At 73.1% G+C, this 26,725-nt stretch carries 31 protein-coding genes and 1 tRNA gene; 16 read left to right on the forward strand and 16 right to left on the reverse strand.

Features of this window, described 5'->3' with window-relative positions:
* The first annotated feature begins 38 nt into the window (after positions 1-38).
* Together ACFPGP_RS22330 and ACFPGP_RS22335 are read left to right on the forward strand one after the other, a co-directional pair.
* Positions 39-200: a hypothetical protein gene (locus tag ACFPGP_RS22330; protein WP_378593601.1), complete on the forward strand. Its 162-nt coding sequence runs from the start codon at positions 39-41 to the stop codon at positions 198-200.
* Between the two features lie 26 nt (positions 201-226).
* On the forward strand, positions 227-1,162 hold the full coding sequence (locus ACFPGP_RS22335) for a phosphotransferase family protein (RefSeq protein ID WP_378593603.1): 936 nt from the start codon (positions 227-229) through the stop codon (positions 1,160-1,162).
* Here ACFPGP_RS22335 and ACFPGP_RS22340 read toward each other — a convergent pair.
* Both ACFPGP_RS22340 and dcd read right to left on the reverse strand, forming a co-directional pair.
* Positions 1,159-3,900, reverse strand: a complete 2,742-nt coding sequence (locus tag ACFPGP_RS22340; protein WP_378593605.1) for a hypothetical protein — start codon at positions 3,898-3,900, stop codon at positions 1,159-1,161. The two genes, ACFPGP_RS22335 and ACFPGP_RS22340, sit on opposite strands and share 4 nt — an antisense overlap.
* 114 nt (positions 3,901-4,014) lie before the next feature.
* Positions 4,015-4,590, reverse strand: a complete 576-nt coding sequence (gene dcd, locus ACFPGP_RS22345) for a dCTP deaminase (protein ID WP_378593607.1) — start codon at positions 4,588-4,590, stop codon at positions 4,015-4,017.
* A gap of 71 nt (positions 4,591-4,661) precedes the next feature.
* On the opposite strand from dcd, the gene ACFPGP_RS22350 reads away from it, so the two are divergent.
* Positions 4,662-4,737, forward strand: a tRNA-Gly gene (locus tag ACFPGP_RS22350).
* Positions 4,738-5,188: 451 nt separating this feature from the next.
* On the opposite strand, the gene ACFPGP_RS22355 is transcribed toward ACFPGP_RS22350, so the two are convergent.
* From ACFPGP_RS22355 to ACFPGP_RS22365, 3 genes are read right to left on the reverse strand one after another with little or no spacing between them, the layout of a single operon-like run.
* Positions 5,189-5,356 (reverse strand): hypothetical protein, encoded by a 168-nt coding sequence (locus ACFPGP_RS22355; protein WP_378593609.1) that lies wholly within the window; start codon positions 5,354-5,356, stop codon positions 5,189-5,191.
* Between the two features lie 29 nt (positions 5,357-5,385).
* A complete protein-coding gene (locus ACFPGP_RS22360) occupies positions 5,386-6,150 on the reverse strand; it encodes a hypothetical protein (RefSeq protein ID WP_378593611.1) in 765 nt (254 codons plus the stop codon).
* Entirely contained in the window at positions 6,147-6,713 is a 567-nt protein-coding gene (locus tag ACFPGP_RS22365) for a SigE family RNA polymerase sigma factor (RefSeq protein WP_378593612.1), read from the reverse strand. Before ACFPGP_RS22365 ends, ACFPGP_RS22360 begins: the two co-directional genes overlap by 4 nt.
* A gap of 107 nt (positions 6,714-6,820) precedes the next feature.
* Between ACFPGP_RS22365 and ACFPGP_RS22370 the strand changes: the two genes are divergently transcribed.
* Positions 6,821-7,459, forward strand: a complete 639-nt coding sequence (locus tag ACFPGP_RS22370; protein ID WP_378593614.1) for a DUF2461 domain-containing protein — start codon at positions 6,821-6,823, stop codon at positions 7,457-7,459.
* A 1-nt stretch (position 7,460) separates the two neighbouring features.
* On the opposite strand, the gene ACFPGP_RS22375 is transcribed toward ACFPGP_RS22370, so the two are convergent.
* From ACFPGP_RS22375 to ACFPGP_RS22390, 4 genes are all read right to left on the reverse strand, one after another.
* Positions 7,461-7,910: a nuclear transport factor 2 family protein gene (locus ACFPGP_RS22375; protein ID WP_378593616.1), complete on the reverse strand. Its 450-nt coding sequence runs from the start codon at positions 7,908-7,910 to the stop codon at positions 7,461-7,463.
* A gap of 42 nt (positions 7,911-7,952) precedes the next feature.
* Positions 7,953-8,336 (reverse strand): hypothetical protein, encoded by a 384-nt coding sequence (locus ACFPGP_RS22380; RefSeq protein ID WP_378593618.1) that lies wholly within the window; start codon positions 8,334-8,336, stop codon positions 7,953-7,955.
* Between the two features lie 37 nt (positions 8,337-8,373).
* Positions 8,374-8,832, reverse strand: coding sequence for an RrF2 family transcriptional regulator (locus ACFPGP_RS22385; protein WP_378593620.1), 459 nt, complete (start codon positions 8,830-8,832; stop codon positions 8,374-8,376).
* A gap of 100 nt (positions 8,833-8,932) precedes the next feature.
* On the reverse strand, positions 8,933-9,829 hold the full coding sequence (locus tag ACFPGP_RS22390) for a sulfite exporter TauE/SafE family protein (protein WP_378593622.1): 897 nt from the start codon (positions 9,827-9,829) through the stop codon (positions 8,933-8,935).
* Positions 9,830-10,016: 187 nt separating this feature from the next.
* Here ACFPGP_RS22390 and ACFPGP_RS22395 point away from each other — a divergent pair, with 187 nt between their 5' ends.
* From ACFPGP_RS22395 to ACFPGP_RS22445, 11 genes are all read left to right on the forward strand, one after another.
* A complete protein-coding gene (locus tag ACFPGP_RS22395) occupies positions 10,017-10,784 on the forward strand; it encodes a class I SAM-dependent methyltransferase (RefSeq protein WP_378593624.1) in 768 nt (255 codons plus the stop codon).
* A 171-nt stretch (positions 10,785-10,955) separates the two neighbouring features.
* Positions 10,956-12,830 carry an acyl-CoA dehydrogenase gene (locus ACFPGP_RS22400; RefSeq protein ID WP_378593626.1) on the forward strand — a complete coding sequence of 625 codons (1,875 nt, stop codon included), beginning with the start codon at positions 10,956-10,958 and terminating at the stop codon, positions 12,828-12,830.
* Positions 12,831-12,983: 153 nt separating this feature from the next.
* On the forward strand, positions 12,984-13,196 hold the full coding sequence (locus tag ACFPGP_RS22405) for a DUF6458 family protein (protein ID WP_378593628.1): 213 nt from the start codon (positions 12,984-12,986) through the stop codon (positions 13,194-13,196).
* Positions 13,197-13,330: 134 nt separating this feature from the next.
* Positions 13,331-13,660 carry a PadR family transcriptional regulator gene (locus ACFPGP_RS22410; RefSeq protein WP_378593630.1) on the forward strand — a complete coding sequence of 110 codons (330 nt, stop codon included), beginning with the start codon at positions 13,331-13,333 and terminating at the stop codon, positions 13,658-13,660.
* 2 nt (positions 13,661-13,662) lie between these two features.
* Complete coding sequence (locus ACFPGP_RS22415; protein ID WP_378593632.1) at positions 13,663-14,031, forward strand: DUF1048 domain-containing protein; 369 nt, start codon at positions 13,663-13,665, stop codon at positions 14,029-14,031.
* On the forward strand, positions 14,028-14,804 hold the full coding sequence (locus ACFPGP_RS22420) for an ABC transporter ATP-binding protein (RefSeq protein ID WP_378593634.1): 777 nt from the start codon (positions 14,028-14,030) through the stop codon (positions 14,802-14,804). Before ACFPGP_RS22415 ends, ACFPGP_RS22420 begins: the two co-directional genes overlap by 4 nt.
* Positions 14,801-15,562 (forward strand): ABC transporter permease, encoded by a 762-nt coding sequence (locus tag ACFPGP_RS22425; RefSeq protein WP_378593636.1) that lies wholly within the window; start codon positions 14,801-14,803, stop codon positions 15,560-15,562. Before ACFPGP_RS22420 ends, ACFPGP_RS22425 begins: the two co-directional genes overlap by 4 nt.
* Positions 15,563-15,578: 16 nt before the next feature.
* Positions 15,579-16,178: a LysE/ArgO family amino acid transporter gene (locus ACFPGP_RS22430; protein WP_378593638.1), complete on the forward strand. Its 600-nt coding sequence runs from the start codon at positions 15,579-15,581 to the stop codon at positions 16,176-16,178.
* A 44-nt stretch (positions 16,179-16,222) separates the two neighbouring features.
* Complete coding sequence (locus tag ACFPGP_RS22435; protein WP_378593640.1) at positions 16,223-17,113, forward strand: maleylpyruvate isomerase family mycothiol-dependent enzyme; 891 nt, start codon at positions 16,223-16,225, stop codon at positions 17,111-17,113.
* Positions 17,110-18,051, forward strand: coding sequence for an oxidoreductase (locus tag ACFPGP_RS22440; protein WP_378593641.1), 942 nt, complete (start codon positions 17,110-17,112; stop codon positions 18,049-18,051). Before ACFPGP_RS22435 ends, ACFPGP_RS22440 begins: the two co-directional genes overlap by 4 nt.
* 8 nt (positions 18,052-18,059) lie before the next feature.
* On the forward strand, positions 18,060-18,848 hold the full coding sequence (locus ACFPGP_RS22445; RefSeq protein WP_378593643.1) for an inositol monophosphatase family protein: 789 nt from the start codon (positions 18,060-18,062) through the stop codon (positions 18,846-18,848).
* A 6-nt stretch (positions 18,849-18,854) separates the two neighbouring features.
* Here the strand turns inward: ACFPGP_RS22445 and ACFPGP_RS22450 are convergent, their stop codons facing one another.
* A complete protein-coding gene (locus ACFPGP_RS22450; RefSeq protein ID WP_378593645.1) occupies positions 18,855-19,244 on the reverse strand; it encodes a VOC family protein in 390 nt (129 codons plus the stop codon).
* A 53-nt stretch (positions 19,245-19,297) separates the two neighbouring features.
* Between ACFPGP_RS22450 and ACFPGP_RS22455 the strand changes: the two genes are divergently transcribed.
* A complete protein-coding gene (locus tag ACFPGP_RS22455) occupies positions 19,298-19,738 on the forward strand; it encodes a DUF3237 family protein (protein ID WP_378593647.1) in 441 nt (146 codons plus the stop codon).
* An 18-nt stretch (positions 19,739-19,756) separates the two neighbouring features.
* Here ACFPGP_RS22455 and ACFPGP_RS22460 read toward each other — a convergent pair whose 3' ends face one another.
* From ACFPGP_RS22460 to ACFPGP_RS22485, 6 genes are all read right to left on the reverse strand, one after another.
* On the reverse strand, positions 19,757-20,452 hold the full coding sequence (locus ACFPGP_RS22460; protein ID WP_378593649.1) for a VOC family protein: 696 nt from the start codon (positions 20,450-20,452) through the stop codon (positions 19,757-19,759).
* Between the two features lie 69 nt (positions 20,453-20,521).
* On the reverse strand, positions 20,522-22,126 hold the full coding sequence (locus ACFPGP_RS22465; protein ID WP_378593651.1) for a PQQ-binding-like beta-propeller repeat protein: 1,605 nt from the start codon (positions 22,124-22,126) through the stop codon (positions 20,522-20,524).
* Positions 22,127-22,166: 40 nt separating this feature from the next.
* A complete protein-coding gene (locus tag ACFPGP_RS22470) occupies positions 22,167-23,261 on the reverse strand; it encodes an NHL domain-containing protein (protein ID WP_378593653.1) in 1,095 nt (364 codons plus the stop codon).
* A 99-nt stretch (positions 23,262-23,360) separates the two neighbouring features.
* Positions 23,361-24,482: a DNA glycosylase AlkZ-like family protein gene (locus ACFPGP_RS22475; protein WP_378593655.1), complete on the reverse strand. Its 1,122-nt coding sequence runs from the start codon at positions 24,480-24,482 to the stop codon at positions 23,361-23,363.
* Between the two features lie 10 nt (positions 24,483-24,492).
* The gene (locus ACFPGP_RS22480) at positions 24,493-26,346 is read right to left on the reverse strand and encodes an AfsR/SARP family transcriptional regulator (RefSeq protein ID WP_378593657.1); all 1,854 of its coding nucleotides are present in this window, start codon (positions 26,344-26,346) and stop codon (positions 24,493-24,495) included.
* Between the two features lie 23 nt (positions 26,347-26,369).
* The gene (locus tag ACFPGP_RS22485) at positions 26,370-26,621 is read right to left on the reverse strand and encodes a DUF4242 domain-containing protein (protein WP_378593659.1); all 252 of its coding nucleotides are present in this window, start codon (positions 26,619-26,621) and stop codon (positions 26,370-26,372) included.
* Between the last annotated feature and the right edge of the window lie 104 nt (positions 26,622-26,725).

Consider the following 26,725-nt stretch of genomic DNA (forward strand, 5'->3'; position numbering starts at 1 on the left):
CCACCCGACCGCCCACCCGACCGACCAGGAGCATCGCCATGACCGTCTGGCACGACACCCCCGACCTCAACCAGGCCAGCGCCCACCACCTGATCCGCGAGCGGGTCACCCGGGCCTCCGCGCACCAGCTGCCGCCCGTCCCCCGCCGCCACCTGATGGCCCTGCGGCTGCGCCGCCTCGCCGACGCGATCGACCTCTGAGGCCCCGTAGGGCAGGGTGGCGGCCCGTGGACCCCACCCGACCGCCCTCCGACGCCGTGACCCACGCCCTGCTCGCCGCCGGCCACCAGCCGCGCGGCGAGCTCGGCCGTGGCATGGAGGGCGTGGTGCTCGACCTCGGCGGCGGCCTCGTCGCCAAGGCCTGGCACTCCCGTCCCCGGGCCCAGCTCGAGCGGCTCCGCGACTTCTACGACGCCCTCGACGCCGCCCGCCCGGCCGTGACGACGCCCCGGATCCTCGAGGTCCTCGACGCCGCGGACCAACGGGTCACCGTCGAGGAGCGGCTCGAGGGCCGGCCGCTGCGGGCCGGGATGGGCGACATCGCCCACCACGTCACCGACGAGCAGGTCGCGGCCCTGCTCGAGGTCCTGGCCGCGCTGGCCGCCGTACCCCCCGACCCCGCCCTGGCCACGCTCCCGGCGCTCGAGGACGAGCCGCCGTTGGCGGTGGACGTGCCGTTCGGGCCGGCGCTCGCCGACCTCGTCGTACGTCGCGCCCGCCGGTCACGGGCTTCCCTCCTCCCCCGCGTCCCCGACCTCGACGACCTGGTGGCCGCGGTCGTGGCCCGGCTGCGCGACCTCCCCCCGGGGCCGACCGGGCTCGTGCACGGCGACCTGATCCCGGCCAACGTCCTCGTCCGCGACGACGGCGCTGCTCCGGCCGTGCTCGACTTCGGCTTCCTCACCGTGGTCGGCGACCCGGCGTTCGACGCGGCCGTCGCCGCCAGCATCCACGACATGTACGGCCCGCGGGCCCGGGTCAACGAGGCGCTGCTCGACGACGCGGTCGTGGCCCGCTTCGACCACGACCGGTCGACGCTGGCCCTCTACCGCGCGGCGTACGCGCTCGTCACCGCCACCTGCTTCAGCGCGTCCGGCAGCGACGGCCACGCCGCCTGGTGCGTGGCCGTCCTCGGCCGGCCCGAGGTGCGCGCCGCGCTCTAGTCGACCACCCGCACCGTGCGCCTGATCGGGTCGTGCCGGTCGCGGTAGATCTCCACCGTCACCGCCTCGACGCCCTCACGCTTCCCGTCCCGCAGGGTCGGGATCGTCAGCGCCGCGCTGTGACCGCCCGGCCGGATCCGTGTCCACAGGAACACGTCCGCGCGGTAGAGCGCCTGCCGCGGGTGCTTGGTCGAGACGTGGTGGTCGCGCAGCCACTTCGTGGGGACGTCGCCGACGCGCAGCGGCTCGACGTCGCCGCCGGAGCGGACCACCTGGGCCTCGACGTAGTAGGGGTAGGCGGTCTCACCCTCGAGGCTGATGTCGATCCTGACCGGGTCGCCCTCGGACACCCGGCGCGGCGCGCTCACGCTGACACGCGGCGCCGGGTCGTCGTCGATGATCCGCAGCGTGCCGTCGTAGTGGTCGGTCATCACGCCGCGCACCGGGAAGGCCTGCAGCATCGTGATCCGACGGCCCGGGTCGTCCGCCTTGTTCGCCTCGTACTCGATCGGGATCGTGCCCGAGGTCTGGCCCGGCGCGAGGTCGAGGCGGAACGACGAGCCGCCGCCACGCGAGTAGTAGTCGACCGTGCCGACCTTGAGCTGGGCCGGCTCGGTGAGCGTGCCCGTGATCGTGAACGGCACCTCCGCCGTGACCGTCCCGGGCCCGTCACCCTCCTCGACCTTGAGCGACCCGAGGCTAAACAGCGGTGCCCGCTCGTCGGGGACCGGCGCCAGTGTGGCGGGGGCGGAGGCGACGTCGAGCACCCAGATGTGCCCGTCCTCGCTGTCGCCGACGACGTCGATCCGGGTGATCCGGGTCAGGTCGATGCCGGCCGCGTCCTGCGGGTCGGCCAGGACCGTCTGCGCCCACCTCTTGCCGACGAAGCGGTCGAGGGGCAGCGCGCGCACCAGGCCGTCGTCGGCCGGGGTGACGGTCGCCGTCGCACCGTCGGCGTCGGTCAGCCGCAGGTGCAGCCGGACGTTGCCGCGCAGCGGGTCGACGATCGTGCGCATCTCGAGCCGGCCGTCGGAGAGGTCGAGCGGGTCGTCGAGGACGAGCCCGCCGGACTGGCCGACGTCGGTCCACGTCATCTCCAGCTCACGCCGCGGCGGCGCGAGCTCGCCCGCGTCGTACCAGTGCGGGACGTTGCCCCACAGGTCGTCGCCCTGCCCGCAGGCATCCACGGACCGGTGGTCGACGACGCCGAGGCAGAACGACGTGCGGGCGCCCTGGGCGAGCGAGAGCCCGGTGTCGATCGCCGGCCGACGCTCGTCGCGACCCCCGCCGATCGCGTGGGAGTAGACCTCCGCCGCTCCGATCGAGGGCGGCCGCACGACCGACCCGTCGAACATCGGCAGCACCGACTGGTCGTCGCGCGTGAACAGCTGCACCGCACCCGCGACGTACGCGACGCCGACCCGGCGCTGCTCACTGGCGGTCAGGCGCGTCGGCGAGCCCTCGCCGCACACGGTGCGGGGGTTGCTGCTCCACCAGTCGTCCCACGCCGGGGCCTGGGCGATGCCGGGGGTCCACTCGGTGTTGAAGAAGTTGTGGTTGGCGCCCATCACCAGCACCGAGCTCTTCAGCGAGGTGTCGTCGTCGAGGAGGTCGCGGCTGCTGTCGGTGAAGCGCTGGCCCTGCAGGTCGTAGACGTCGCCGTCGCAGTAGGGCAGCACCGTCACGGTCGGGACGTACGGCGCGGTCTGCGTGCCGAAGTCGGTCGGCGCCAGCAGCACCTGGCCGGCGATCGTGTACGGCGCGTCGGGCTGGATCTGGATCGACGCGCGGTCGACGCCCTCGCCGCCGCGGCTGTGGCCGACCAGCACGACCTGGGACAGGTCGACCTGGTGCTCGTCCGCGAGCCCGACCCAGTAGTCGAGGTGGCGCTGCACGATCTGGGCGCGCGCGTCGGCGCCGCCGTCGCTGAGCCGGTAGTCCTGGGCGTTGATGCCGTTGACCCGGACCGAGACGGTCGCGAAGCCCTGCGAGGCCAGCACCTGCTGGATGTAGTCGTACCCGAGGTGGCTGGGGATCTCCTCCAGCGGCGCCTGGCACGGCCAGTTCCACTCGTCCCCGCCCTCGCCGGTCGGGTCGTAGCAGAACGAGTGGCGCCCGTGCAGGAAGAGCACGAGCGGTCGCGGCCCGGTCGTGGCCTCCGGGGCCGGCTCGACCACGTGGCCGACCATCTCGATCGGCTCGCGCATCCGCGGCAGCTTCACCGGGTCGAGCTGGTAGTCGCTGCTGACCACGTCGTAGGGACCGGGCTCGGCCGGGTCGACCGACAGCTGCGGCGCGAGGTCCGCCGGCCGCCGGGGGCTGGTGGGCGCGGCGCTCTCGTCAGCGGTGTCGCTCCCGGGCTCGTCGAGCCGGTCGCCGGAGAGCACCACGTCGAGGGTGGCCGGGTCCGGGCGGGTGCGCGCGCTGACGGAGGTGACCACCGTGCGCCCGTCAGCGCGGACGGTCGGGACGCCGAGCGGCACGCCGTCCTGGACGACGGTCGGCCGGTCGGAGGTCACGGGGAGCCGCGACGGCGAGCGCCAGCTCACCTCCCACATGCCGGTGCCGGCGGGCTGGACGCGCCAGCGCCCGAGGCTCCCGGCCGCGTCGTCGTTCGCTCCGGCCCGCGCACGCGCGTCGGGCGGGGAGGAGGCCGGCGCGGGGCCGGCGGTGAGCGTGAGCGCTCCGATCACGGCAGCGGCCAAGGCTGCTCGGACGGCGCGGCGGGTCGTGGGCATGACGGGTCCCCCTCGAGGTCGACTCACGCTGTAGACGCGTGCCTGAGCCGAATGGTTGCCTGCCGGGGCACCCCGCCGCTAGGGGCCTCCGTCCCGCGTCGCCCGCGGACGGGCCTAGATCCGGGTGCGGTGGAAGTTCTGGAACGACCGCGACGGCGTCGGGCCGCGCTGGCCCTGGTAGCGCGAGCCGTACTTCTCCGAGCCGTAGGGGTGCTCGGACGGCGAGGAGAGCCGGAAGAAGCAGAACTGCCCGATCTTCATGCCGGGGTAGAGCTTGATCGGCAGGGTGGCGACGTTGGCCAGCTCGAGCGTGACGTGGCCGGAGAACCCCGGGTCGACGAAGCCGGCCGTCGCGTGGGTCAGCAGCCCGAGCCGCCCGAGCGACGACTTGCCCTCCACGCGCGCCGCGACGTCGTCCGGCAGCGTCACGACCTCGTACGTCGAGCCCAGCACGAACTCGCCCGGGTGCAGGATGAAGGGCTCGTCGCCCTCGGGCTCGACCATCCGCGTCAGGTCGGACTGGTCGGCAGCCGGGTCGATGTGGGGATAGCGGTGGTTCTCGAAGACCCGGAAGAACCGGTCGAGGCGCACGTCGATCGACGACGGCTGCATCATCGCCGGTTCCCAGGGTTCGAGCGCGATCCGACCCTTCTCGATCTCGGTCAGGATGTCGCGGTCGCTCATCAGCACGGGTCGTAACCTACCGCCCGCAGCGCTGGGGTAGCATCGCGTTCGCCGCAGGCCCCCGGGCCTCGCTGCACGCGGATGTAGCTCAGTTGGTAGAGCGCGACCTTCCCAAGGTCGATGTCGCGAGTTCGAGCCTCGTCATCCGCTCCACTTCTCCCCTCGGTCCGCCCAGGGTCGCGCTCCAGAGCGCGACGCTGTGCCCATCGTCGATGTCGCGAGTTCGAGCCTCGTCATCCGCTCCACTTCTCCCCTCGGTCCGCCCAGGGTCGCACTCCAGAGCGCGACGCTGTGCCCATCGTCGATGTCGCGAGTTCGAGCCTCGTCATCCGCTCCACTTCTCCCCTCGGTCCGCCCAGGGTCGCACTCCAGAGCGCGACGCTGTGCCCACCGTCGATGTCGCGAGTTCGAGCCTCGTCATCCGCTCCACTTCTCCCCTCGGTCCGCCCAGGGTCGCGCTCCAGAGCGCGACGCTGTGCCCACCGTCGATGTCGCGAGTTCGAGCCTCGTCATCCGCCCCACTTCCCCGTCGGTCGACCCTGTCGAGCCCACGCCCTCACGACCACGTCGGTCGAGCCTGTCGAGTCCACGGGCCGACCACGGACTACCCGGCCAGCAACCAGACGATCGCCACCACGACCAGTACGGCGAGGACCACGAGGGTCACCACGAGACCGCGCGACGGCGAGGGGTCGGGCTCCCGGGGTCGGTCCATGAACGCCTGGAACATCTGGGTGTTCGCGGCCGGGTCCTCGATCTGGTCGTCAGGCATGGTCGAGGAGGCTAGCCGACGCGGCGGCGTCAGCGCTGCGCGGCCACGTACTCCGCGGCGTACTTCCGCCAGAGGTCGGTCCACCGCGTCCAGTCGTCGTGGGCCAGGTCCTGCTCGTGGGCGAGCAGGAACGCCAGGTCGTCGGGGTGGTGCTCAGCGATCCAGGTGCGCACGTCGATGAGGTACCGGCTGAGCTCGCTGCCGTCCACGGCGGCCGCGTCCGTGTTCTCCACCCAGACGACCTTGCCGTCCACGACCTGCACCTTGCAGATGCCGGCGAAGGGCCCGGCATCAGCCTCGGCGGAGCCCAGCAGATGCATCGAGTAGGGGCAGTCGACACGCGTACCCGGACCGTCCCCGTTCGCCACGGCACACGGCTCGAGGTCGTACTTCACCTCCCAGGCGATGTCGCGCCGCACGCTCGCCGTCCAGCCTGCCCAGGGCTCGTGGCCCGGGGCGACGTACAGGGAGGCGCCGTGGGGGTTCTTCGCGGCGAGCGCGTGGACGAACGCGTCCGCCACCGCCACCGCCTGCACCTGCCCGGTGCCTGCGGGGTCGGGCGACGACTGGTCGTCGCCCGACCCCGCTGACCAGAGGACGACCGTGCCCGCGGCGGCAACGGCCGCGGCCGCCACCGCGGTAGCCACCAGACGGTGGGGGCCGCCGCCGGGGTCGTCCTGCCGGCCGATCATGAGCAGCTCGTGCTGCGCGTACGTGTCGGTCTGGCTCATCGCGGCCTCCGCGTGCTCATGGAGGACGGCGGCGAGCCGTCGCTCGGTGTCGTGCCCGATCACGGCAGGTCCTCCCACTCGTGGGCGAGGGCGGTGATGCCGCGGCTCGCGTGCTTCTTGACCGAGCCCCGGGTGATCCCCAGCGTCTCGGCGATCTCGGCCTCGGTCTGGTCGAGGTAGTAGCGCAGCACCAGCACCTGTCGCTGGCGGCCTGGCAGCGCAGCGACGGCCGCCCACAGCCGGTCGTGCTCCTGGTGCTGCACGGCGGTGTGCTCCGCCGACTCGAGCAGCTCCGAGCGCGGCACGAGATGGCGTACGGCGCGCGTCGCGCGCTGCTTGCGACGCAGCGCGTCGCGTCCGGCGTTCACCACGCTGCGGTTGAGGAAGGCGACCGCGGCGTCCGGGTCGCGCAGCTTCCTCCATGACCGGTAGAGGTTGGCGAACGCGTCCTGGACGACCTCCTCGGCGGTCTGCCGGTCGTCGACGAGGAGCGAGGCCAGCCCGACGAGGCGTCGGTGGTGGAGCAGGAAGAGGTCGGAGACGACCGTGTCGCGCACGTCCACCTCCGGCCCGGTCCACGCCGGGGGCCCGCTCCGCACCAGGTGCACCGGCCTCACCGCCTCCATGTGGGACAAGACGACGAACGCAGCCCGAGGTTGACCCAGCGTGCCTCCGAATCCGGCTGACGGCCCGGTGGACTGAACCACCCTGCGCCACCTCCTAGGCTGGGCCGGTGACCGACTTCGCCGGCTTCCCGGTCAGCGCCCTCGACTTCTACGACGACCTCGAGGTCGACAACACCCGCTCGTTCTGGGAGAAGCACAAGCCGACCTATGACGCGGACGTGCGCGCCCCGATGACCGCATTGTGCGCGGCCCTCGAGCCGGAGTTCGGCTCGGCGAAGGTGTTCCGCCCCTACCGCGACGTGCGCTTCGCGAAGGACAAGACGCCGTACAAGACCCACCAGGGTGCGTTCGTCGCGGCCGGCGAGGCGACCGGGTGGTACGTCGAGGTCTCGGCGCGCGGCGTCCGCGTCGGCGCCGGCTTCTACGACGCCAGTGGCCCGCGGCTCGCGGCGATCCGTGACGCGATGGCTGACGACACCACAGGGCGGCGTCTCGAGCGGATCCTCGCCAGGCTCCGCAGGGCCGGCTTCGACATCAGCGGCGAGCGGCTGAAGACGAGCCCGCGCGGCTACGACGCCGACCACCCCCGCATCGAGCTGCTGCGCCACAAGCAGCTGCTCGCCGGCAAGCCCTACGGCTTCGAGCCGGTGATCCACACCCCCGAGGTGCTCGAGATGGTGCGCTCCGACTGGCGTGCCCTGCGCCCGCTCGTCGCGTGGGTCGCGACGCACGCCGTCGTGGAGTGAGTCACGACCCCTTGCGGTACGTGGCCATCGCGCGCTCGGGCTCCCAGTAGGCCCGCATGGAGGCGACCCGGCCGTCCTCGGCCACCGTGTAGACCATGACCAGGTCGGTGTCGACGACCCCGCCGCCGGGGAACGTGGTCGTGATCGTGCCGACGTTGGCGCAGGTGTTGCCGTTGGCGTGCGAGTCGTGGATGCGGAAGTGGAACGACTCGATCGGCGCGATCGCCAGCTCCCAGAACTTCCGGATGCCCTCGTGCCCGTGGTGGCCCTGGCCTTCGGGGTCGAACATCGACGGCCCGACGGGGTCCTCGATCACGGCGTCCTCGGCGTAGACGGTCAACCAGGTCTCGAGGTCACCGGTCCCGACCGCGGCGTACGACCGCTGCGAGGCGCGGCGCGCCGGGTGGTCGCCGTCCGGCGCGTCCCAGGTGATGTGGTCGGGCAGGTCCATTCGCGGATCCTACGACCAAACTGGAACGTGTTCTAGTAACGCTCAGCGGGTCACCATCAGCCGTGCCTCGCCCGAGCTGCCGTCGGGGTAGCGACAGGTCGCGACGTAGGTCCCCTCCACCATCGCCACCTCGTCGGGGACGAGCGCCTTGCCGGCCTTCTCGGAGGACGATCCGTCGCCCTGCCGGACCACCACGTCACCGTCGGGATCGCGGAGCACGACGCGGGCACCGCTCCCCTCGGTGATGACGACGACGTCGTGCGTCCCGGCCGCCACCTCGTCCCAGCTCATGGAGCAGGCGGTGCTGGCGGCGTCGTTCGCGATGATCTCGATGCCCGCGTCGGACGGCTCGACCTCGTCGGAGAAGTCGCACCCGCTCACCGCCAGCCCGAGCACGAGGGAGGCAGCCGCAGACCGTGCCGGCACGGACCGGCCTCTCATCGCGCCTCCTCCGGAGGATGCGTCAGTGCGGCTGCCAGGCGTCTTCGTCGGCGGTCCGCTGGGTGACCTGCTTGGGCAGCTTGTGGTCGGCGAGCTGCTGGATCGAGACGTTCTCGAAGACGTCGCGCAGCGAGCGGCGCGCGGCGATCCAGACGTGCTGGAGCACGTCGGCGGTCTCGTTGTAGGTGACCGCCTCGGGGCGCAGGCCGTAGACGGAGACCAGCGGGCCGTCGACCGCGCGGATCACGTCGGCCACCGACACGTCGGCCGCCGGGCGCGCCATCCGCCAGCCGCCGGACTGACCGCGCTGGGAGATCACGATGCCCGCGCGGCGCAGGTCGGCGAGGATCGCCTGGAGGAACCCGTGGGGGATCTCCTGCTGCTTGCCGAGCTCCTCGGCACTCACCGCGGGGCCGTCCCCGCGTGAGGCCATCTCGATCAGCGCCCGCAAGGCGTAGTCGGACTTGGCGGAGACTCGCATGTGTCCAGTGTGTCAGATTGGTCGATCTGATCACTACAGGTACTCAGGCGGCGACACCGGGAGCGGGCCTCCGCTCCCGGTGTCGCCCCGGCACGACGCCTCAGACGGTCGCGAGCTCCTCCTCGAGGTCCTCGATCTCGCGCGAGCGACGCTCCTGGCGGACGGCCCAGATGATGCCGGCGATCCACAGCAGGGCGATCGACCCGGCCACGAGCGCGACCTCGTTGCCGGCAAGCCCGAGGGCCTCGGCGATGGTCTTGGAGTTGGTGAGCACGATCAGGCCGCCGGCTGCGACGCCGAGCACGCGGGCCGCGAGGTGGCGCACCAGCCAGGCGGCGATGGGGGCGGCGATCACGCCGCCGACCAGCAGCGCGCCGGCGTAGCCCCACTCGATGCCCTGCGAACCGAGCGCGAAGAGGAAGCCCAGCGAGCCGCCGACGGCGACCACGAACTCGGAGGTGTCGATCGAGCCGATCACCTTGCGGGGCTCGAGACGACCCGACGAGAGCAGCGTGGTGGTGCCGACGGGGCCCCAGCCGCCGCCGCCGATCGAGTCGAGCGCGCCGCCGACGAGACCCATGGGGGCCAGCATCGCCACCGGCGGGCGGTGCTTGAACGTCGGGCGACGGCCGCCGAGCACCAGGAACCGGTAGATCACGTAGAGGCCGAGCGCGAGCAGCAGGCCCGCCACCCACGGCTTGGCCGAGTCGCCGTCGAGGCTGGCGAGGAACGTCGCACCGGCGAAGGCGCCGACGAAGCCCGGCACCGCCAGGATCGAGACGGTCCGCCAGTCGACGTTGCCGAGCTTGTGGTGGGAGAAGCCGGACACCAGCGAGGTGCCGATCTCGGAGAAGTGGACGGCGGCGGAGGCCGCGGCCGGAGCGACACCGGCGGCGAGCAGCAGCGTCGACGAGGTGACGCCGTACGCCATGCCGAGGGAGCCGTCGATCAGCTGGGCCAGGAAGCCCACGAAGCCCAGCACGAGCAGCTTGTCCATGGGGAAACACCCTTCGGTCGCTCGGTGGTCGCACATCCACCGAGTGAGTTGGATACTGAAGTCCATCAAGACGCTATCTTGATAGGTCCAGTAGACTTGATTATCTCGGTCGAAGTCAACTCCCAGATGCGGTACGGCGCGTCACACGCCCCCGGGCACCCCCCGGACCCGGCCCTAGAGTGGGCGCGTGACCGACGAGCGAGCCGCCGAGGTCGCCCACAACCGGGCGCTCTGGGCCGTGGTCAACGAGCGGTGGACCGACGCCGCGGCTCCCGGCATGTGGGCCCGGTCCGAACCCGTCTGGGGCCTGTTCGAGCTCCCCGAGAGCGAGCTCGGCCTGCTCGGCGAGGTGCGCGGCCGCGACGTCGTCGAGCTGGCGTGCGGCACGGCGTACGTCTCGGCCTGGCTGCACCGCGCCGGCGCCCGCCCGGTCGCGGTCGACCTCTCCGGCGAGCAGCTGGCCACGGCGCGGCGCCTCCAGGACGGCAGTGGCCCCCGCTTCCCGCTCCTCCAGGCCGACGCCGAGCGGCTCCCGCTCGCCGACGCGTGCGCCGACCTCGTGGTGAGCGAGCACGGCGCCGCCGCGTGGTGCGACCCCGAGCGGTGGCTGCCCGAGGCGGCGCGGGTGCTCCGGCCCGGCGGCCGGCTCGTCTTCCTCACCAACTCCCACCTCTCCGCGCTCTGCGTCCCCGAGGAGGAGGGCGTCGCCGGCGACCGGCTGCTGCGCGGGTACGGCGAGGCGGCGCGCGTCCACTGGCCCGGCGGCGGCACGGAGTTCCACCCCTCGCACGGGGACTGGGTGCGACACCTGGGCGGCGCCGGCTTCGTGGTCGAGGCGCTCCACGAGCTCTTCGCACCGGCCGGCCGCGACGACCACCCCTTCTACGAGATCGTCACGCCGGACTGGTCCACGCGCTGGCCGGCCGAGGAGGTCTGGGTGGCCCGCCGCGCCTGACCGCCGTGCGATCCGGCCCCGCCCGGGTCACGGTGACGTACGTCCCCTCCCGGATTCCTTGCGCGTCCCTTGCGAGGGTTCGTATCATTAAGTTACCGGCCAGTAGGACAGTCGTTTGCGCCCCTGGCGGTCACCGACCGGAAACGCTGAGCAGAGACAGAAGGTGGGGACGTGAGCCACTACAAGAGCAACCTCCGCGACATCGAGTTCAACCTCTTCGAGGTGCTCGGCCGCGACGAGGTCCTGGGGAAGGGCCCGTTCAGCGAGGTCGACGGCGAGACCGCCCGGTCGATCCTGGCCGAGGTCGACCGCCTCGCCCGCGAGGACATCGCGGCGTCCTACGAGGACAGCGACCGCAACCCGCCGGTCTTCGACCCGCAGACCGGCACCGCCGACGTGCCGGAGTCGTTCAAGAAGTCCTACGACGCGTGGATGGACGCCGAGTACTGGCGCCTCCAGATCGTCGAGGAGCTCGGCGGCACCCCCGCCCCCTCCAGCCTCAACTGGGCCATCGCCGAGATGGTGCTCGGCTCCAACGCCCCCGTCTGGATGTACGGCGCGGGCCCGGCCTTCGCGGGCGTCGTGCACCGCAACGGCAACGAGCGCGACAAGAAGATCGCGCAGCTGATCGTCGACCGCGGCTGGAACACCACGATGGTGCTCACCGAGCCCGACGCAGGGTCCGACGTCGGCGCCGGCCGCACGCGGGCGACGCAGAACGACGACGGCACCTGGAACATCGAGGGCGTCAAGCGCTTCATCACCTCGGGCGAGTCAAACCTGACCGAGAACATCATCCACCTGACCCTCGCCCGCCCGGTGGGCGTCGAGGGCGTGGGCGGCCCGGGCACCAAGGGCCTCTCGCTGTTCATCGTGCCGAAGTACGACTTCGACCTCGAGACCGGCGAGCTGACCGGCCGCCGCAACGGCGTCCACGTCACCAACGTCGAGCACAAGATGGGGATCAAGGTCTCCAACACCTGCGAGGTGACCTACGGCGAGGACGAGCCCGCCGTGGGCTACCTGCTCGGCGAGGTGCACGACGGCATCGCGCAGATGTTCCAGGTCATCGAGAACGCCCGCATGATGGTCGGCACCAAGGCCATCGCGACCCTGTCGACCGGCTACCTCAACGCGCTGGAGTACGCCAAGTCGCGTGTGCAGGGCGCCGACCTGACGCAGGCCTCCGACAAGACCGCGCCGCGCGTGACCATCACCCACCACCCCGACGTGCGCCGTTCGCTGATGACGCAGAAGTCGTTCGCCGAGGCGATGCGCGCGCTCGTGCTCTACACCGCCACCTGGCAGGACAAGGTGATGGCGGCCGAGCACGCCGGGGACACGTCCGGTGAGGACACCCAGCTCGCGGCCGCGGTCAACGACCTGCTGCTCCCGATCGTGAAGGGCTACGGCTCGGAGCGCTCGTGGGTGCTGCTCGGCACCGAGTCGCTGCAGACCTTCGGCGGCTCCGGCTTCCTGCAGGAGTACCCGATCGAGCAGTACGTGCGCGACGCCAAGATCGACACCCTGTACGAGGGCACCACCGCGATCCAGGGCCAGGACTTCTTCTTCCGGAAGATCGTCAAGGACCAGGGCCGCGCGCTGGGCCACCTCGCGCAGGAGATCGGCGCCTTCGCCGCGAGCGACGCCGGCAACGGCCGGCTCAAGGTCGAGCGCGGCCTGCTCGGCGCGGCCCTCGAGGACGCCAACGCGATCGTCGGGCACATGATCAACGACCTGATGTCCGCGGACGCGGCGGCCGAGGGCGGCGACATCCGCAACATCTACAAGGTCGGCCTCAACACCACGCGCCTGCTGATGGTGCTCGGCGACCTGGTCTGCGCGTGGCTGCTGCTGCGGCAGGCCGAGGTCGCCCTCGACAAGCTGGGCGGCGACGTGTCCGAGAAGGACCGCCACTTCTACGAGGGCAAGATCGCGGCGGCCCAGTTCTTCGCGCAGAACCTGCTGCCGAAGATCGCCTCCGAGCGGGCGCTCGCCGAGAGCACCGACCTCGCGCTGATGGACCTCCCGGAGGAGGCGTTCTGACGCCCTCCTGACACCAGGCCCACCGACGGCCCCGACCGGCTCCCGCCGGTCGGGGCCGTCGGCTGTCCAGACCTGCTGATTGACGAGCCGCCCGAGCGGGTACCCCCTCCGTCGAGCCTGTTTCCCCCGACTCACACGAGGAGCACACCCACCATGGGCATCGGTATCGGCATCGTCCTTCTGGTCATCGGGCTGATCCTGGTCCTCGGCGCGATCGACACGCCCGCCTCGATGGCCGACTACGTCGACGTCTCCACGCTCGGCTGGATCTGCCTCGTCGTCGGCATCCTGGCCATCGTGCTCGCGCTGGTGATGAACCAGCAGCGCTCGCGCACCACCCACGTCGAGGAGCGCCGCGAGCTCTGACCCCGACCTCCGCACCTCTCCGGCACGCCTGACCCCCGCAGGCGTGCCGGAGTCGTGTCCGGACCCTGGCAGGACCGGTATTCAGTGTTACTATCTAGTGGTAGTCAGCAACACTGAGTAGCAGGGAGTCGGCGGTGGGCAAGCAGGTCACCGAGATGCTCAAGGGCACGCTGGAGGGGATCGTGCTCGCGATCCTCGCCGGCCGCCCGGCGTACGGCTACGAGATCACCGCGTGGCTGCGCGAGCAGGGCTTCACCGACATCGCCGAGGGCACGGTGTACGCGCTGCTCGTGCGCATCGAGCAGCGCGGCCTCGTGGACGTCGAGAAGGTGCCCTCCGAGAAGGGGCCGCCGCGCAAGGTCTACTCCCTCAACGCCCGGGGGCGCGACCACCTCGACGAGTTCTGGAGGACCTGGAGCTTCCTCGCAGGACGTCTCGACCAGCTCCGCGAAGGAGGCAGGTAGCCATGGCTGCACGATGGATCGAGCTGGTCACCGGCTCGCTCGAGCAGAAGAAGCAGTACCGCCAGTACAAGGCCCGGATCGAGGCGCTTCCCGAGCCCTACGGCTCCGTCGCGAAGGCGGTGCAGCGCTACCTCATGTACTGCGCGGGCATCACGGACGGTGAGACCTCGCTGACGATGTTCGACGACTTCGCCGACCTCTGGGAGCGGGCCGCCGTGGACGGTACGCCGGTCCGCGCGATCGTCGGCGACGACCCGGTCGAGTTCGCCGAGACCTTCGCCGCGGCCTACACCGGCAAGCGGTGGATCGACAAGGAGCGTGCCCGCCTGACGCAGGCGGTCGAGGACGCGGAGCGGGGCGAGCGGCCGTGACCGCCGCGGCCATCCAGGTGCAGGGCATCGAGAAGTCCTACGACGACCTGCGCGTGCTGCGCGGCGTGGACCTCGACGTGCCACCGGGCAGCATCGTCGCCCTGCTCGGCTCGAACGGCGCCGGCAAGACCACGCTGGTGCGGATCCTCTCCACCCTGCTGCGCGCCGACGCGGGCTCGGCCACCGTGGCCGGCTTCGACGTCGCCGCACACCCTGCGGACGTGCGGGCCTCGATCAGCCTCACCGGCCAGTTCGCGGCGGTGGACGAGACCCTGACCGGCCGCGAGAACGTCGTGCTGGTGGCGCGGCTGCGCCACCTCCCCGACACCGGCCGGGTCGCGGACGGGCTCCTGGCCCGCTTCGGGCTGACCGGGGCGGCCGGGCGTCGCGTCGCGACGTACTCCGGAGGCATGCGACGACGGCTCGACATCGCGATGAGCCTGGTCGGCGACCCGCCGGTGGTGTTCCTCGACGAGCCGACGACCGGGCTCGACCCGCAGTCGCGGCTCGAGGTGTGGGACAGCGTGCGCGAGCTGTCGGGGCGGGGAACCACGGTGCTGCTGACGACGCAGCAGCTCGAGGAGGCCGAGCAGCTCGCCGACCGGATCGCGATCCTCCACGAGGGACGGATCATCGCGGACGGCACGCTCACGGAGCTGAAGGCACTGCTGCCGCCGGCCGAGGTGGAGTACGTCGAGAAGCAGCCGACGCTCGAGGAGGTCTTCCTCGCGGTGGTCGGCGCCGGGAGCGGAACGAGCAGGGGACCGCGATGACCGGGCACTTCGTCGGCGGCACCCGGGTCCTGCTCGGGCGCTCGCTCAAGCACGTCGCGCGCAGCCCCGACACGATCATCACGACGACGGTGATGCCGATCGCCTTCCTGCTGCTCTTCGTGTACGTCTTCGGCGGGTCGATCGAGACCGGCTCGGAGCCGTACGTCGACTACCTGTTGCCGGGGATCTTGTTGATCACGGTCGCTTCGGGCATCTCCTACACGTCCTACCGGCTGTTCCTCGACATGCGCAGCGGCATCTTCGAGCGGTTCCAGTCGCTGCCGATCGCGCGCTCGGCCGTGCTCTGGGCGCACGTGCTGACCTCGTTGGTGGCCAACCTGGTCTCGCTCGCCGTGGTGGTGCTGGTCGCCCTCCTGATGGGCTTCCGGTCGGGAGCGGGCCCGCTGGCGTGGCTCGCCGTCGTGGGGATCCTGGTGCTGTTCACCCTCGCCCTCACCTGGCTCGCGGTGATCGCGGGGCTGTCGGCGACGTCGGTGGACGGGGCCGCGGCGTTCTCCTACCCGCTGATCCTGCTGCCCTTCATCAGCTCGGCCTTCGTGCTCACCGAGAGCATGCCGGGCCCCGTGCGGGCCTTCGCCGAGCACCAGCCCGTGACGTCGGTCGTCGACACCCTCCGCGACCTGCTGGCCGAGCAGCCCGTGGGCGGAGACGCGTGGGTGGCGCTCTCCTGGTGCGTCGGGATCCTGGTCGTCGCCTACGTCCTGGCGATGGCGACGTACCGGCGCCGGATCGCCTGACCGCTACGGTCGTGCGGTGCTCGCCGCCGCCGTCGCCGGTCTCCTCACCGGCCTGTCGCTGATCGTGGCCATCGGCGCGCAGAACGCGTACGTGCTGCGACAGGGACTGACCCGCGACCACGTCGGCGTGGTCGTCGCGATCTGCACGGTCTCCGACGTCGTGCTGATCGTCGCGGGCGTGGCCGGCATCGGCACGCTCGTCGAGCGGGCGCCGTGGGCGGTCGAGGCGGTGCGGTGGTTCGGCGTCGCCTTCCTCACGGCGTACGGCGTGCGGTCGCTGCTGCGCGCCCGGCACCCGGAGGCGCTGCGGGCCGCGGTCGGGAGCGGAGGCCGCCGCGGCGTCGTGCTCGCCGCGCTGGCGCTGACCTGGCTCAACCCGCACGTCTACCTCGACACGGTGCTGCTGCTCGGCTCGATCGCCAACCAGCACGGTCCGCAGGACCGGTGGTGGTTCGCGCTCGGAGCGTCGGTGGCGAGCGCGGTGTGGTTCTGCGGGCTGGGCTACGGCGCACGGACGGCCTCGCCGCTGCTGGCGCGGCCGCGGTCGTGGCAGGTGCTCGACGTCGTGATCGGCCTGACCATGCTGGCGATCGCGGTCAGCCTCGCGCTGGGCTGAGACCCGGCCGGGCGGCGCGTGGGCCGGCCCCTAGGGTGGAGGCCATGACGGATGGGGCCGTGGTCTCGACAGGCTCGACCGACGGAGCAGGCTGGACCGACGGAGCAGGCTCGACCGGCGGGAGCGACGCCGCGCGGTTGGCGGGCTACGTCGAGGTCTGGTGGCAGGCGGTGGACGACTTCACGCGGCTGCTCGAGGAGCTCTCCGACGAGGACTGGCACCGGCCCACCGACCTCCCGGGCTGGGACGTGCACGACGTCGCCGCGCACACCGCCCACCTCGAGGCCGTGCTGGCCGGGGCTCCGGAGGAGACCGTCGACGTCGGGCAGCCGCCACACGTGACCGGGCTGCTCGGCCTCTACACCGAGCAGGGCGTCGTCGCCCGCAAGGACCGCACGCCCGACGAGCTGATCACCGAGATCCGCGAGTCCGCGACCGCCCGGCACACCGCTCTGCTCGCCGACCCGCCGACCGACGCCGGTGCATCCCCGCCGCGGATGTTCGGCGGCGTCGGCTGGAGCTGGGAGCGGCTGCTGCGCAACCGGCCGCTCGACGTCTGGATGCACGACCAGGACGTACGCCGCGCGGTCGGCCGCCCCGGCGGACTCGACGGCGCGGCGGCGGTGCACGTGGCCGACTACCTCGCCGAGAGCCTCGGCTTCGTGCTGGCCAAGAAGGTGGGCGCGGCGCCGGGCACCACCGTGCTGCTGCTCGTGCACGGCCACGCCCCGGTGGCCTACGCCGTGGACGAGGCGGGTCGCGGCGTCCGGCTGGCCGAGGCCCCGACCGAGCCGACGGCGACGATCGCCTGCGACCGCGAGACCTTCGTCGTGCTCGCCGGCGGGCGGCGCCGGGCCGAGGACCGCGCGGTGTCGCTGCGGGGTGACGTGGCGCTCGCCCGGCAGGTCGTCGACGCGCTGGCGGTGACGCCGTGAGGGTCGCCACCGACGTCTGGGACCTCACCGAGATGCCCGACCTGTCGGGCCGCCGGATGGTCGTCACCGGCGTGACGCCGGGCGGGATCGGCTGGTTCACGGCCCTCGAGCTCGCCCGTGCCGGCGCGAGCGTGGTGCTGGCAGGACGCTCCGCGAGCAAGGTCGACGACGCGGAGTCGGCGATCCGCGCCGAGGTGCCGCAGGCCGACCTGGCCCCGCTGTCCGTCGACCTCGCGGACCTCGGCTCCGTGCGGCTCGCGGCGGCCCGGGCCGCGTCGTACGGGCCGGTCGACGTGCTGGTGAACAACGCCGGCGTGATGGCTCCGCCGTACGCACGGACGGTGGACGGCTTCGAGCTGCAGATGGCGACCAACCACTTCGGCCCCTTCGCACTGACCGGCCTGCTGCTGCCCCAGCTCGTGGCCAGCGACGACGGCCGCGTGGTGACGGTGTCGTCGCCGATGCACCGGGTCGCGCGGCGCGCGCCGCTGGGCGACCCGCGGCAGCCGGGGAGCGGGCACTACTCGCGGTGGCAGACCTACGCGCAGACCAAGCTGGCCAACCTGCTCTTCACCTTCGAGCTCGACCGCCGGTGCCGCCAGGCGGCGCTGCCGGTGCGGGCGCTGGCCGCCCACCCCGGCTTCGCGGCGACGCACCTGGCGGCCAACGGCCGCTACGGGCGGGCGAAGGGCGGCCGCGCCACGATCCTCGACGCCACGATCCGTGCGGTCGCGCAGCCGGCCGCGGACGGCGCGCTGCCGACGCTGATGGCCGGCGTCGCCGACCTGCCGGGGTCGACGTACTGCGGACCGAGCGGCTTCCGGGAGAGCCGCGGACTGCCGGTGGCCGTCGGCTGCACCAGCCTGGCCACCGACGAGGTCGCCCAGCGGGCGCTCTGGGAGCTCAGCGAGCAGGCCACGGGGATCGCCTACCCCTAGGGCGCACGGTGACGAGACCGACGGACATCGAGGTCGCCCTGGCCGCGGCCGCGGCGGGGGCGGCGGTCGTCCGGGCGGCCTACGGCGCCGCGGTGGTGCGGCACGCCAAGGCGGGGCTCGACTTCGCGACCGACACCGACCTCGAGGCCGAGCGCGCCATCCTCGAGGTGGTCGCGCGGGAGCGGCCCGACGACGCCCGGGTCGGCGAGGAGTCGGGCGGCGACGCCGCCCCCGGTCGCCGCTGGCTGGTCGACCCGCTCTGCGGCACGCTCAACTTCGCCGCGCGGACGCCTCTCGTCGCGGTCAACGTCGCGCTCGTCGGTGCCGACGCTCCTGCCGCCGTGAGCGCGGACCCGATCGCCGGCGAGGCCTTCTGGACCGACGGCTCACGCACCTGCGTGCGTGTCGAGGGCGCCGACGAGCCGCTGCTCCCGTCGGGCAGGTCGCGCCTGGTCGACGTCAACTGCGACGGGCCGCCCGACCGGCCGTCCCGGGGTGCGCAGCTGCTCACCGACGGCGCGTTCCGCGCGGCGTTCGGGCCGCGCGTGCTGTCGAGCACCCTCGCGCTCGCCTGGGTGGCGGCGGGACGGCGGGCGGGCTACGTCAGCGACGGGACCTTCACCGACAACGTGCACGTCGCCGCCGGCATCGACCTGTGCCGCAGCGCCGGCTGCGTCGTCACCGACCTGGCCGGGGCGCCGCTCGGCACCGGCCGCGGACTGGTCGCGGCGGCCGACGCGGAGACCCACGCGCGACTCGTCGACCTGGTGCGGCCCCACCTCGACGGGCTCGCCTGAGCCCGGTCAGGCCTCCGCCGCGTCGTACGCCGTGCGGTGGCGCGGCTGGTAGAGCTGGACGTCGTCCGCGCCGGGCACCTGCACCATCGCCACGATCCCGTAGCCGTGGTCGTCGGGCCCGGAGCTGAACTCGGCGCCCCGGTCGCGCAGCTCGGCCATCGTCGCGTCGAGGTCGTCGACGACGAAGCTGATCGCGTGGTGGCGCGCGCTGGTCGAGCCGTCGTGCATCGGGCCGGTCGGGTGGACGCCGAGCTCGCTCGGGCCGGTCGCGAAGATCAGCCAGCCGTCGTCACCGGTGCCGGCGTCGACGTGGGGGAACCCGATCACGTCGCGGAAGAACGCGCGGGTCGCCTCGGCGTCGTCGGAGTAGACCAGGGTGTGACAGGCCAGGATCATCCGGTGAGCATGGCACGGGTCCGCACCAGGCGTCGGACGCGAGTGGAGGGACCATGAGACTCGAGCCGCTGTACCGCGTGCGCTTCACCTACCCCGAGGAGTGGGGAGTCGAGCTGGAGGGCGGGTGGAGTCAGTACCTGTTCATGGCCGAGGGGCGGTGCGAGGGGTCGGTCAGCGGCAGGTTCAGGGGGGCCAACTTCCCGCGCCGCCGCACCGCCGACGGCCCCTTCTGCCCCGACCTGCGCGCCGTGATCGAGACGGACGACGGTGCGACGCTGATGGTCGAGAGCCACGGCTACGGGCGCGCCTACCCCGCGGGGCGACGGCAGATCGTCGGCTCGCTGCTGCACCTGAGCGACGACGACCGATACCGCCGCCTGAACGATGTGGTGTGCGTGTGCGTCGGCGAGGTGCGGGCACCCGCTGACCCGGACGGTGAGGCGGACCTCGTCATGGACGTCGCCGAGCTGGTCTGGGAGCCGATCGCCGAGTAGCGGACGGCCGGTCCGGCGCTACTCGGCCAGCGGCGAGGACAGGTTGACGCAGGCTTGGTTGCCGTCGCGGTCGGCCAGGATCGTGTAGCCGTCGTTCTCGCTGACCACGGTGCCCCCGGCCGCCACCGCGGCGGCGATGCGGGCCTCGGCGTGGTCGCGGGGGACGAAGATGTCGAGGTGGAAGCGCTGGCGAGGTGCCTCGTGCTCCTCGGTCTCCTGGAACCACAGGTAGGGCACGCGCCCCTGGGCGTCGCGGACGTCGTTGCCGATGGTGCCGCGGCCGAGCGCCTCGTCGCCGCCGGTGAGCAGCGCCGACCAGAAGCGCGCGACCTCGTCGCCGTGCGCGGTGTCGAGGGCCAGCTCGACGGCGGCGAGGCCGGCGGGGTCGGGGCGGGCGCCGAGCCCGGCCGCGACGGCGGTGATCTGCGCGGCCAGGTCGAGGTCGCGCTGGGTCACCCACTCGACGACGTGCTCACCCCCGTCGCCGTCGCGGTAGACCGCGTCGAGACTGATCAGCCTGAGGTCGACGAAGCCGTCACCGACGGTCGCCCGGAGGTGGTCGCCCACGTCGTCCACGGCCTCGCCCACGGCCGCGACCAGGGCCGCACCGGAGGCGAAGTCGTCGACGACGTAGCGCGCGTGCAGGCCCTGCGCCAGCTTGCGCCAGTCGGTGAGCCGGGCTGCCGTGATCTGGTCCCCGCCGATCATGTCCATGCCACGACGGTACGACGGGCACCGGACGTCGAGCGTCCGGAAATCGGGTGCGCTCCCGTCCGACCTCGGCTACCCGCCGTCGCGGACGCGGACCAGGCCGCCGAGGGTCGCGGCGTACGCCGAGCCGTCGGGCGCGATCGTCACCGCGGAGTAGTGGTTGTTGGCGAAGATGCTGGTGCCGGTGCGGACGCTGAAGACGTGGCGGCCGGTGGTGGCGTCGAGGGCGGTGAGGTACCAGGCGCTGGCGCCCCACCAGCTGTGGCGCTTGGTGTAGGCGTAGACGAGGCCGGTGGCCAGCGACGACTTGGCGACCGAGGTCGGGCCGACGATGTCGTCGTTGGTCCACGCGACCTTGCAGCGGCCGTCGACGAGGTCGACGCGCGCGAAGCCCGGCGTGGTGGTGCGGCCGAGCACGGTGCTCAGCGGGCTGGCGTACCCGTAGTTGTTCTCGACCACGACGCTCGCCGGGCCGACCACGACGAGGGAGTTGTCGCTGGCGCTCGCGCCGTCGTCGAAGACCGGTGCCTCGCAGACCTCCTCGCCGGTGTCGCGGCGCAGGAAGAGCACGTGCATCCGGGGGTCGGCGTTGTCGGTGATCGCGACCAGCCCGCCGGGCAGGAGGGTCGGCGTGGTGCCGCTGCCCTGGCTGAGCTGCCCGGGCTTCTGCTCGCTGCCGGCGTCGTACTGCTGGCGCCAGTCGACGCGCGGGCGCCCGCCCGCGTCGGCCGAGAGCCGGTAGAGCGCGCCGGTGGTCACGACGTACACCCCGCCGGTCTCGTCGGTCGCGATGGAGTTGGCGATCTCCTCGCCCAGCGCCTCGACCTGCACCTCGTCGGTCTCGGGGTCGACCACGCCCACGCGGCCCTTCGAGGTCGCGAACCAGATCCGCCCGGCCCAGTCGGGCAGCAACGCGATCATGCAGTCGTCGGACGGGATGTCGTCGGCGAGGTCCCAGGAGTCGTCGACGGTGAGGTCGGCGTTGCCGTCGCCGTCGGAGGTCGCCACGGCCAGCACCTGCCGGTCGGTGGTGGCGACGACCGCGCGGTCGTCCTGGTCGAGGTAGAAGTAGGCGCCGCCGCAGAGGTTCTCCCACGGTGCCTTGCCCTCGACGTCGACGCGGTCGGGCAGGTCCTTGGTCGTGAGGAAGCGCAGGGTCTCGGGGTCGACGACGTGCAGGCGCGGGCCGGAGAGGTCGCCGCAGAGCGCGATGATCCGCTCCTGGGTGTCGAAGGCGAGGCTGGCGCACTCCTCGATGCCGTACCAGGCCGTGTCGACCTCGGGCTTCTCGCCGAGCGGACCCGGCCAGGCGTAGGAGTCGGTGGCCCACGCGTCGTCGTGCATCGAGCTCGCGCCGTTGGGGGCGAGGTGGGGGTTCTGCGGCACCTCGACGCCGTCGATCGGTCGCGCCATCGCCGGCCGCCCGACGTACGACGGGGAGACGAGCACGCCCGCACCCGGCGGCAGCGGGAGCCGGCCGTCGGGGATCAGCCAGACGATGCCGCCCAGCACGAGGACGACGGCCAGGGCGATGCCGAGCCCGCGCCACGGGTGCTCCGGACGCAGGAAGGCGCGCACGCGCGGCACCAGCAGCGAGGCCAGCGCGGCCACCAGCACCCACGGGCCGAGCAGGAACCACAGCACCAGCACCGCGAGGAGCACCACGACGCGGATCACGGCCGCAGCCTAGGGCGGTCGACAGCCCGGCTGGGGGATGTCAGGGAGAGGCGATCAGTCGGAGCCGGTTGTTGAACGAGTCGGCGACCAGCAGGCTGTGGTCGGCGAGGACCGTGAGGCCGCGGGGCTGGTAGAGCTGCGCGCTGCCGGCCGCGCCGCCGTCGCCCGAGAAGCCCCGCGTCGTGCCCGCCACCAGCCGGATCGTCCCCGTGGTCAGGTCGACCCGGCGCACCCGGTGGTTGTTGGAGTCGGCGACGTAGAGCCGGTCGTCGCCGTCGAGGGCGAGGCCGCGCGGGTGGTCGAGCAGCGCGCTGCCGGCCGCGCCGCCGTCGCCCGAGGAGCCCGCGACGCCGGTCCCGGCGATGGTGGTGATCACCCCGGAGCGGGCGCCGATGCGGCGTACGACGTTGTTGTCGCTGTCGGCGACGTAGATGGTGCCGCGGGAGTCGATCGCGATGCGTTGGGGCGAGTGGAGGCGGGCCGCGGTGGCCGGGCCCCCGTCCCCGGAGTAGCCGGGCTCGCCGGTGCCCGCGACCGTCGTGATCGTCCCGGTCCTGAGGTCGACCCGCCGGATCTTGTCCTCGAGGGAGGAGAAGTAGAGGCCACCGTCGTAGAGGGCCACCGACTTGGGGCTGCGGATCTGCGCCTGCGTGGCGGGTCCGCCGTCGCCGGTCGAGCCGGCGCTGCCGGTGCCGGCGACGGTGGTGATGGTGCCGTCGAGGCCGACCCGCCGGATCCGGTGGTGTCCCGAGTCGGCGATGTAGACGACACCGTTGCGGCGCACCGTGACGTCGTGGGGCATCGAGAGGCTGGCCGACGTCGCCGCGATGCCGTCCGCGTTCCAGGCCTGCGAACCGGTCCCGGCGATCGTGGTGATGGTGCCGTCGGGGGCGATCCTGCGGATCCGGTGGTTGAAGGTGTCGGTGACGTAGACCGACCCGTCGGGGGCGAGCGCCGTGTCGCGCGGCTGCTCGAGCTCGGCCTGCGACGCCGGCCCGCCGTCACCGCGGAACCCGCCGCCCGAGCCGGCGACGGTCGTGATCGTGGACCGGCCACCGACGGAGGTCGCGGGCGCGGCGGGGACGAGCAGGCCGAGGACGGCCACCGGCACCAGGAACCGGGGTGAGACGAGCAAGAGGACCTCCCTGCAGGGCCGTCGCGCTGCCGCGGACTGTGTCATGTCGCGTCGACGGAGAAAGAATTCACGCCGCCGTTACCCCGTCCGGGCGAACATTCACTCCCACCCGTCCGGCCACATCGGCTCGAGGCGGAGCCAGTGGGCGAGGTCCTCGATCTCCGCACGTACGCCGGCGGCGATGTCGTCGTCGAAACCGTGCTCCCACGCGGGCTCGCGGTGGACGGCGTCGACGCGCAGCACGCCCTCGTCGCGCTCGGCGGTGGCGTCGAGCTTGCCGACGAAGCGGTCGCCGTGGAGCACCGGCAGGGCGTAGTAGCCCCAACGCCGCTGCTCGACGGGCTTGTACATCTCGAGCGCGTAGTCGTAGCCGAAGAGGTCGGCGAGGCGCTTGCGGTCCTGGACCATCCGGTCGAACGGCGAGAGCAGCGCGGTCCGGCCGGCGAACGGCCCGTCGAGCAGCGACGGCTCGACCCGCCACTCCCCCCGGACTCCTTCGACGACGGCCGCCTCGCCCGCCCGGCCGACGTGGATCGGCTCGCCGGGGAGTGCGGTGCCCCGGGCGCGGGCGATGCCGAGGGCGCGCAGCCGCTTCTCGTCGCGGATGCGCAGCGCGTCGTGGACGTCGGGCACGGGGTCGTCGGGGTAGACCCGCTCGGCGAGGTCCCAGAGCCGTACGCGGCCCTCCTGACCCGCGGCGGCGACCTCGCCGCGGGCGACCATCAGCTTGAGCAGCATCCGCACGTTGCGGTCGTCGTTCCATCCCGACGACCTCCACGGCACCTCGCAGGTGTCGGGCAGCTCGGTGAGCGGGAGCGGCCCGTCCTGCCGCAGCCGCTCGAGGATGTCGCGGCGGCAGGCGTCGTTGGCCTCGACCCAGGCGAGGTTGTCGTCCTGCCACTGCTTGCGCGGCGGCAGCCCGGGCCAGTGGGCCATCTCGGCGCGGTAGAGCGCGAGGTCCTCCGCCGGGCGGAGGTAGCCCTGGTGCTCCAGCAGCTCCTGCTGCTCGACCGCCGCGACCAGCTCGCCGGGGTCGTACGACGAGCCGAGCCGACTCCACAGCACGAGGTCGGCGCTCGGGGCGACGGGCCGGGTCGGCTCGGGCTGGAGCACGGTCAGGTGGCGCAGCACCTCCATCACCGCGCGCGGGCGCGGCAGCGCGAGCCACTGCGCCTGCACCGCGACCCGGCGCGCGTCGGCCTGCGTGAGCTGGAGGACCACGCGCCCGACCCTAGGTCGTGCCTCCGACAGGCAGCGCCGCCTCCACCAGCCGCGCCAGCACCGGGTTGTCGATCTCGGCGGCGATCACGGCCGCGGCGTCGGCCTCGCCGGGCTCGCCCAGCGCCGCGCGGTGGAGGGCGCAGCGGACGACGAGCTCGCGCATGCCGCCGCGCGCGGCGACGCCGCGCAGCGCCTCGGCCCACGCCCGCGTGTCGGGGTGGCCGTGGCGCCGCCCGAGGGTGCAGAGCGTGTCTAGGAGGTGGCCGTCGAGCCAGACGTAGGGGTCCGCCAGCCGGTTGGCTCTCACGCGCGCCTCGCCGAGCAGCCGGAAGGCCTCGTCGGCGTCTCCGGCGTCCTCCGCCACCAGGGCCCGGGCCCTGGTCGCCGTCCCCTCCCAGCACGGGTCGCCGAGCTGGCAGGCGCGGGCGAAGGCCTGCTCGATCATCGCGGCGCCGGCGTCCCGGTCGCCGGCGAGCAGGTGGAGCTCGCCCCGTAGCGCCTGCGGCCACGGCAGCAGGGCCAGCCACCGGTCGGCCTCCGCCACGGCGATCGACCGGTCGAGCTGCGTCGCCGCCTCCGCGGTGTCGCCGCGCAGCATCGCGACCCGGCCGAGCATCGACAGGGCGTACGCCGCGCGCCGGGGCTCCCCCGCCTCCTCGGCGAGGGCCACCGACTCGGCGAGCAGCCCGACGGCGCGCGGGTAGTCGGCCTGGTCGCTCACCACGGAGCCGAGGTAGGCCAGCGCGCGGGCGGTGGGGGCGACCGCGCCGCCGGCGTAGACGAGCGCCTCGCCGAGCCATCGCTCGGCCCGGTCGTAGCGCCCGCGCAGGAAGTCGACGTAGCCCAGCTCGGAGCGCGCGTCGGCGACGCCCTGCCGCAGGCCGTGGTCGTGGGCGATCCGGTCGGCCTCGAAGAGCCGGGGCAGCCCCTCCTCGTCGAGGCCCCGTAGCGCGTGGATGCAGGTCTCGGCAAGGGCGACGCGCGCAGCGACCCGTCGTACGGCATCACCGGTGGCGTCGGCCTGCGCGACCGCCGCGGTCAGCGCGGCCATCCCGGCGTCGTGGGCGCCGGCGGAGATCGCGGCAGAGCCGGCTTCGAGCAGCGCGTCGACGGAGGCGGTGTCGGCGGCGGTCGCGGAGTCCTGCCGGCCGGCGCGGCCGGCCCGCTCGACCACGTCGCCCGGCTCCACGCCGAGCTCGCGGTCGAAGAGCTCGCGGACCGAGGCCAGCTGGCGGGCGGCCGCGTCGTCGTCGCCGGTCATCCGGTAGAGCCGGATCAGCAGCGCCTGGTGGCCCTCGTCGAGGGGGTCGAGCGTGACGAGGCGCGTCGCGTGCCGGAGCGCGGTGTCGAGCTGGCAGACGGCCATCGACCCGAGCGCCGCCTCGTGGAGCACCGCCTCCCCCGCGGCCCGCAGATGGCTCTGTTGCGCGAGCAACCACGCGTCGTACCCCGGGGCGTCGCGGACACTGGTGCCCTCGAGGAGGTCGAGGCCCAGGCCGGGCAGGTCGACCGCCTCGAGCCAGGCCCCGCGGGTGAGCAGCGACGCGTCGACCACCGCGTGGTCCGGCAGGCGGAGCACGACGGGGTCGCCGTCGACGGTCGCGCCCGGCCCGAGCGCGCGCCGGATCTCGGTCAGGCTCCAGCGCAGGGCCCGGGCCGGGTCGTCGGCGCCGGAGAAGAGCAGGGAGCTGAGCTGCGCCCGGGTCGGGGGACGCTGGCACAGCAGCAGGTAGGCCAGCACGCACCACGTCTTGCGGCTGCGCGGCTGGTAGGCCTCGTCGCCGTCGCGGGTGATGGCCGGCTGCCCCAGCAGCTGCACGACCAGGCTCACGTCGTCCCGACCCGGCTCGCGCTCATGCCCCATGGTCTCCTGTCGGCGGCCGGCCGTCAGGCGTGCTCGCTCACCGGGAAGATCTCGTCGGCCACGAGCCCGTGCGCCTCGCGGTGCACGGCGTGGGCGGCCTCGGCGTCGGGCGCCTCGACCAGGCAGAAGATCTTCCCGGCCTGCTCGTCGACCCAGTAGCGCTGGTAGTCGACGCCGAACGCGCCCTGCGTGGCGAGGTCGGCCTGGTGGGCCTGGGCGACGTCTCCGGCGGCCACGCCACCCGGGACGGTGTGGACGTCCATGAACAACGGCATCGTGCTCCTCCTTCTGATCACGCCGCCGGCGCGGTCCGCCGGTGGTCGTGGCACCAGCAGACCGCGACACCGTTTGACGCACCGTTTGACGCCCGCCGGGCTGG

The organism is Nocardioides taihuensis (assembly GCF_042657275.1).
Taxonomy (GTDB): Bacteria; Actinomycetota; Actinomycetes; order Propionibacteriales; family Nocardioidaceae; genus Nocardioides; species Nocardioides taihuensis.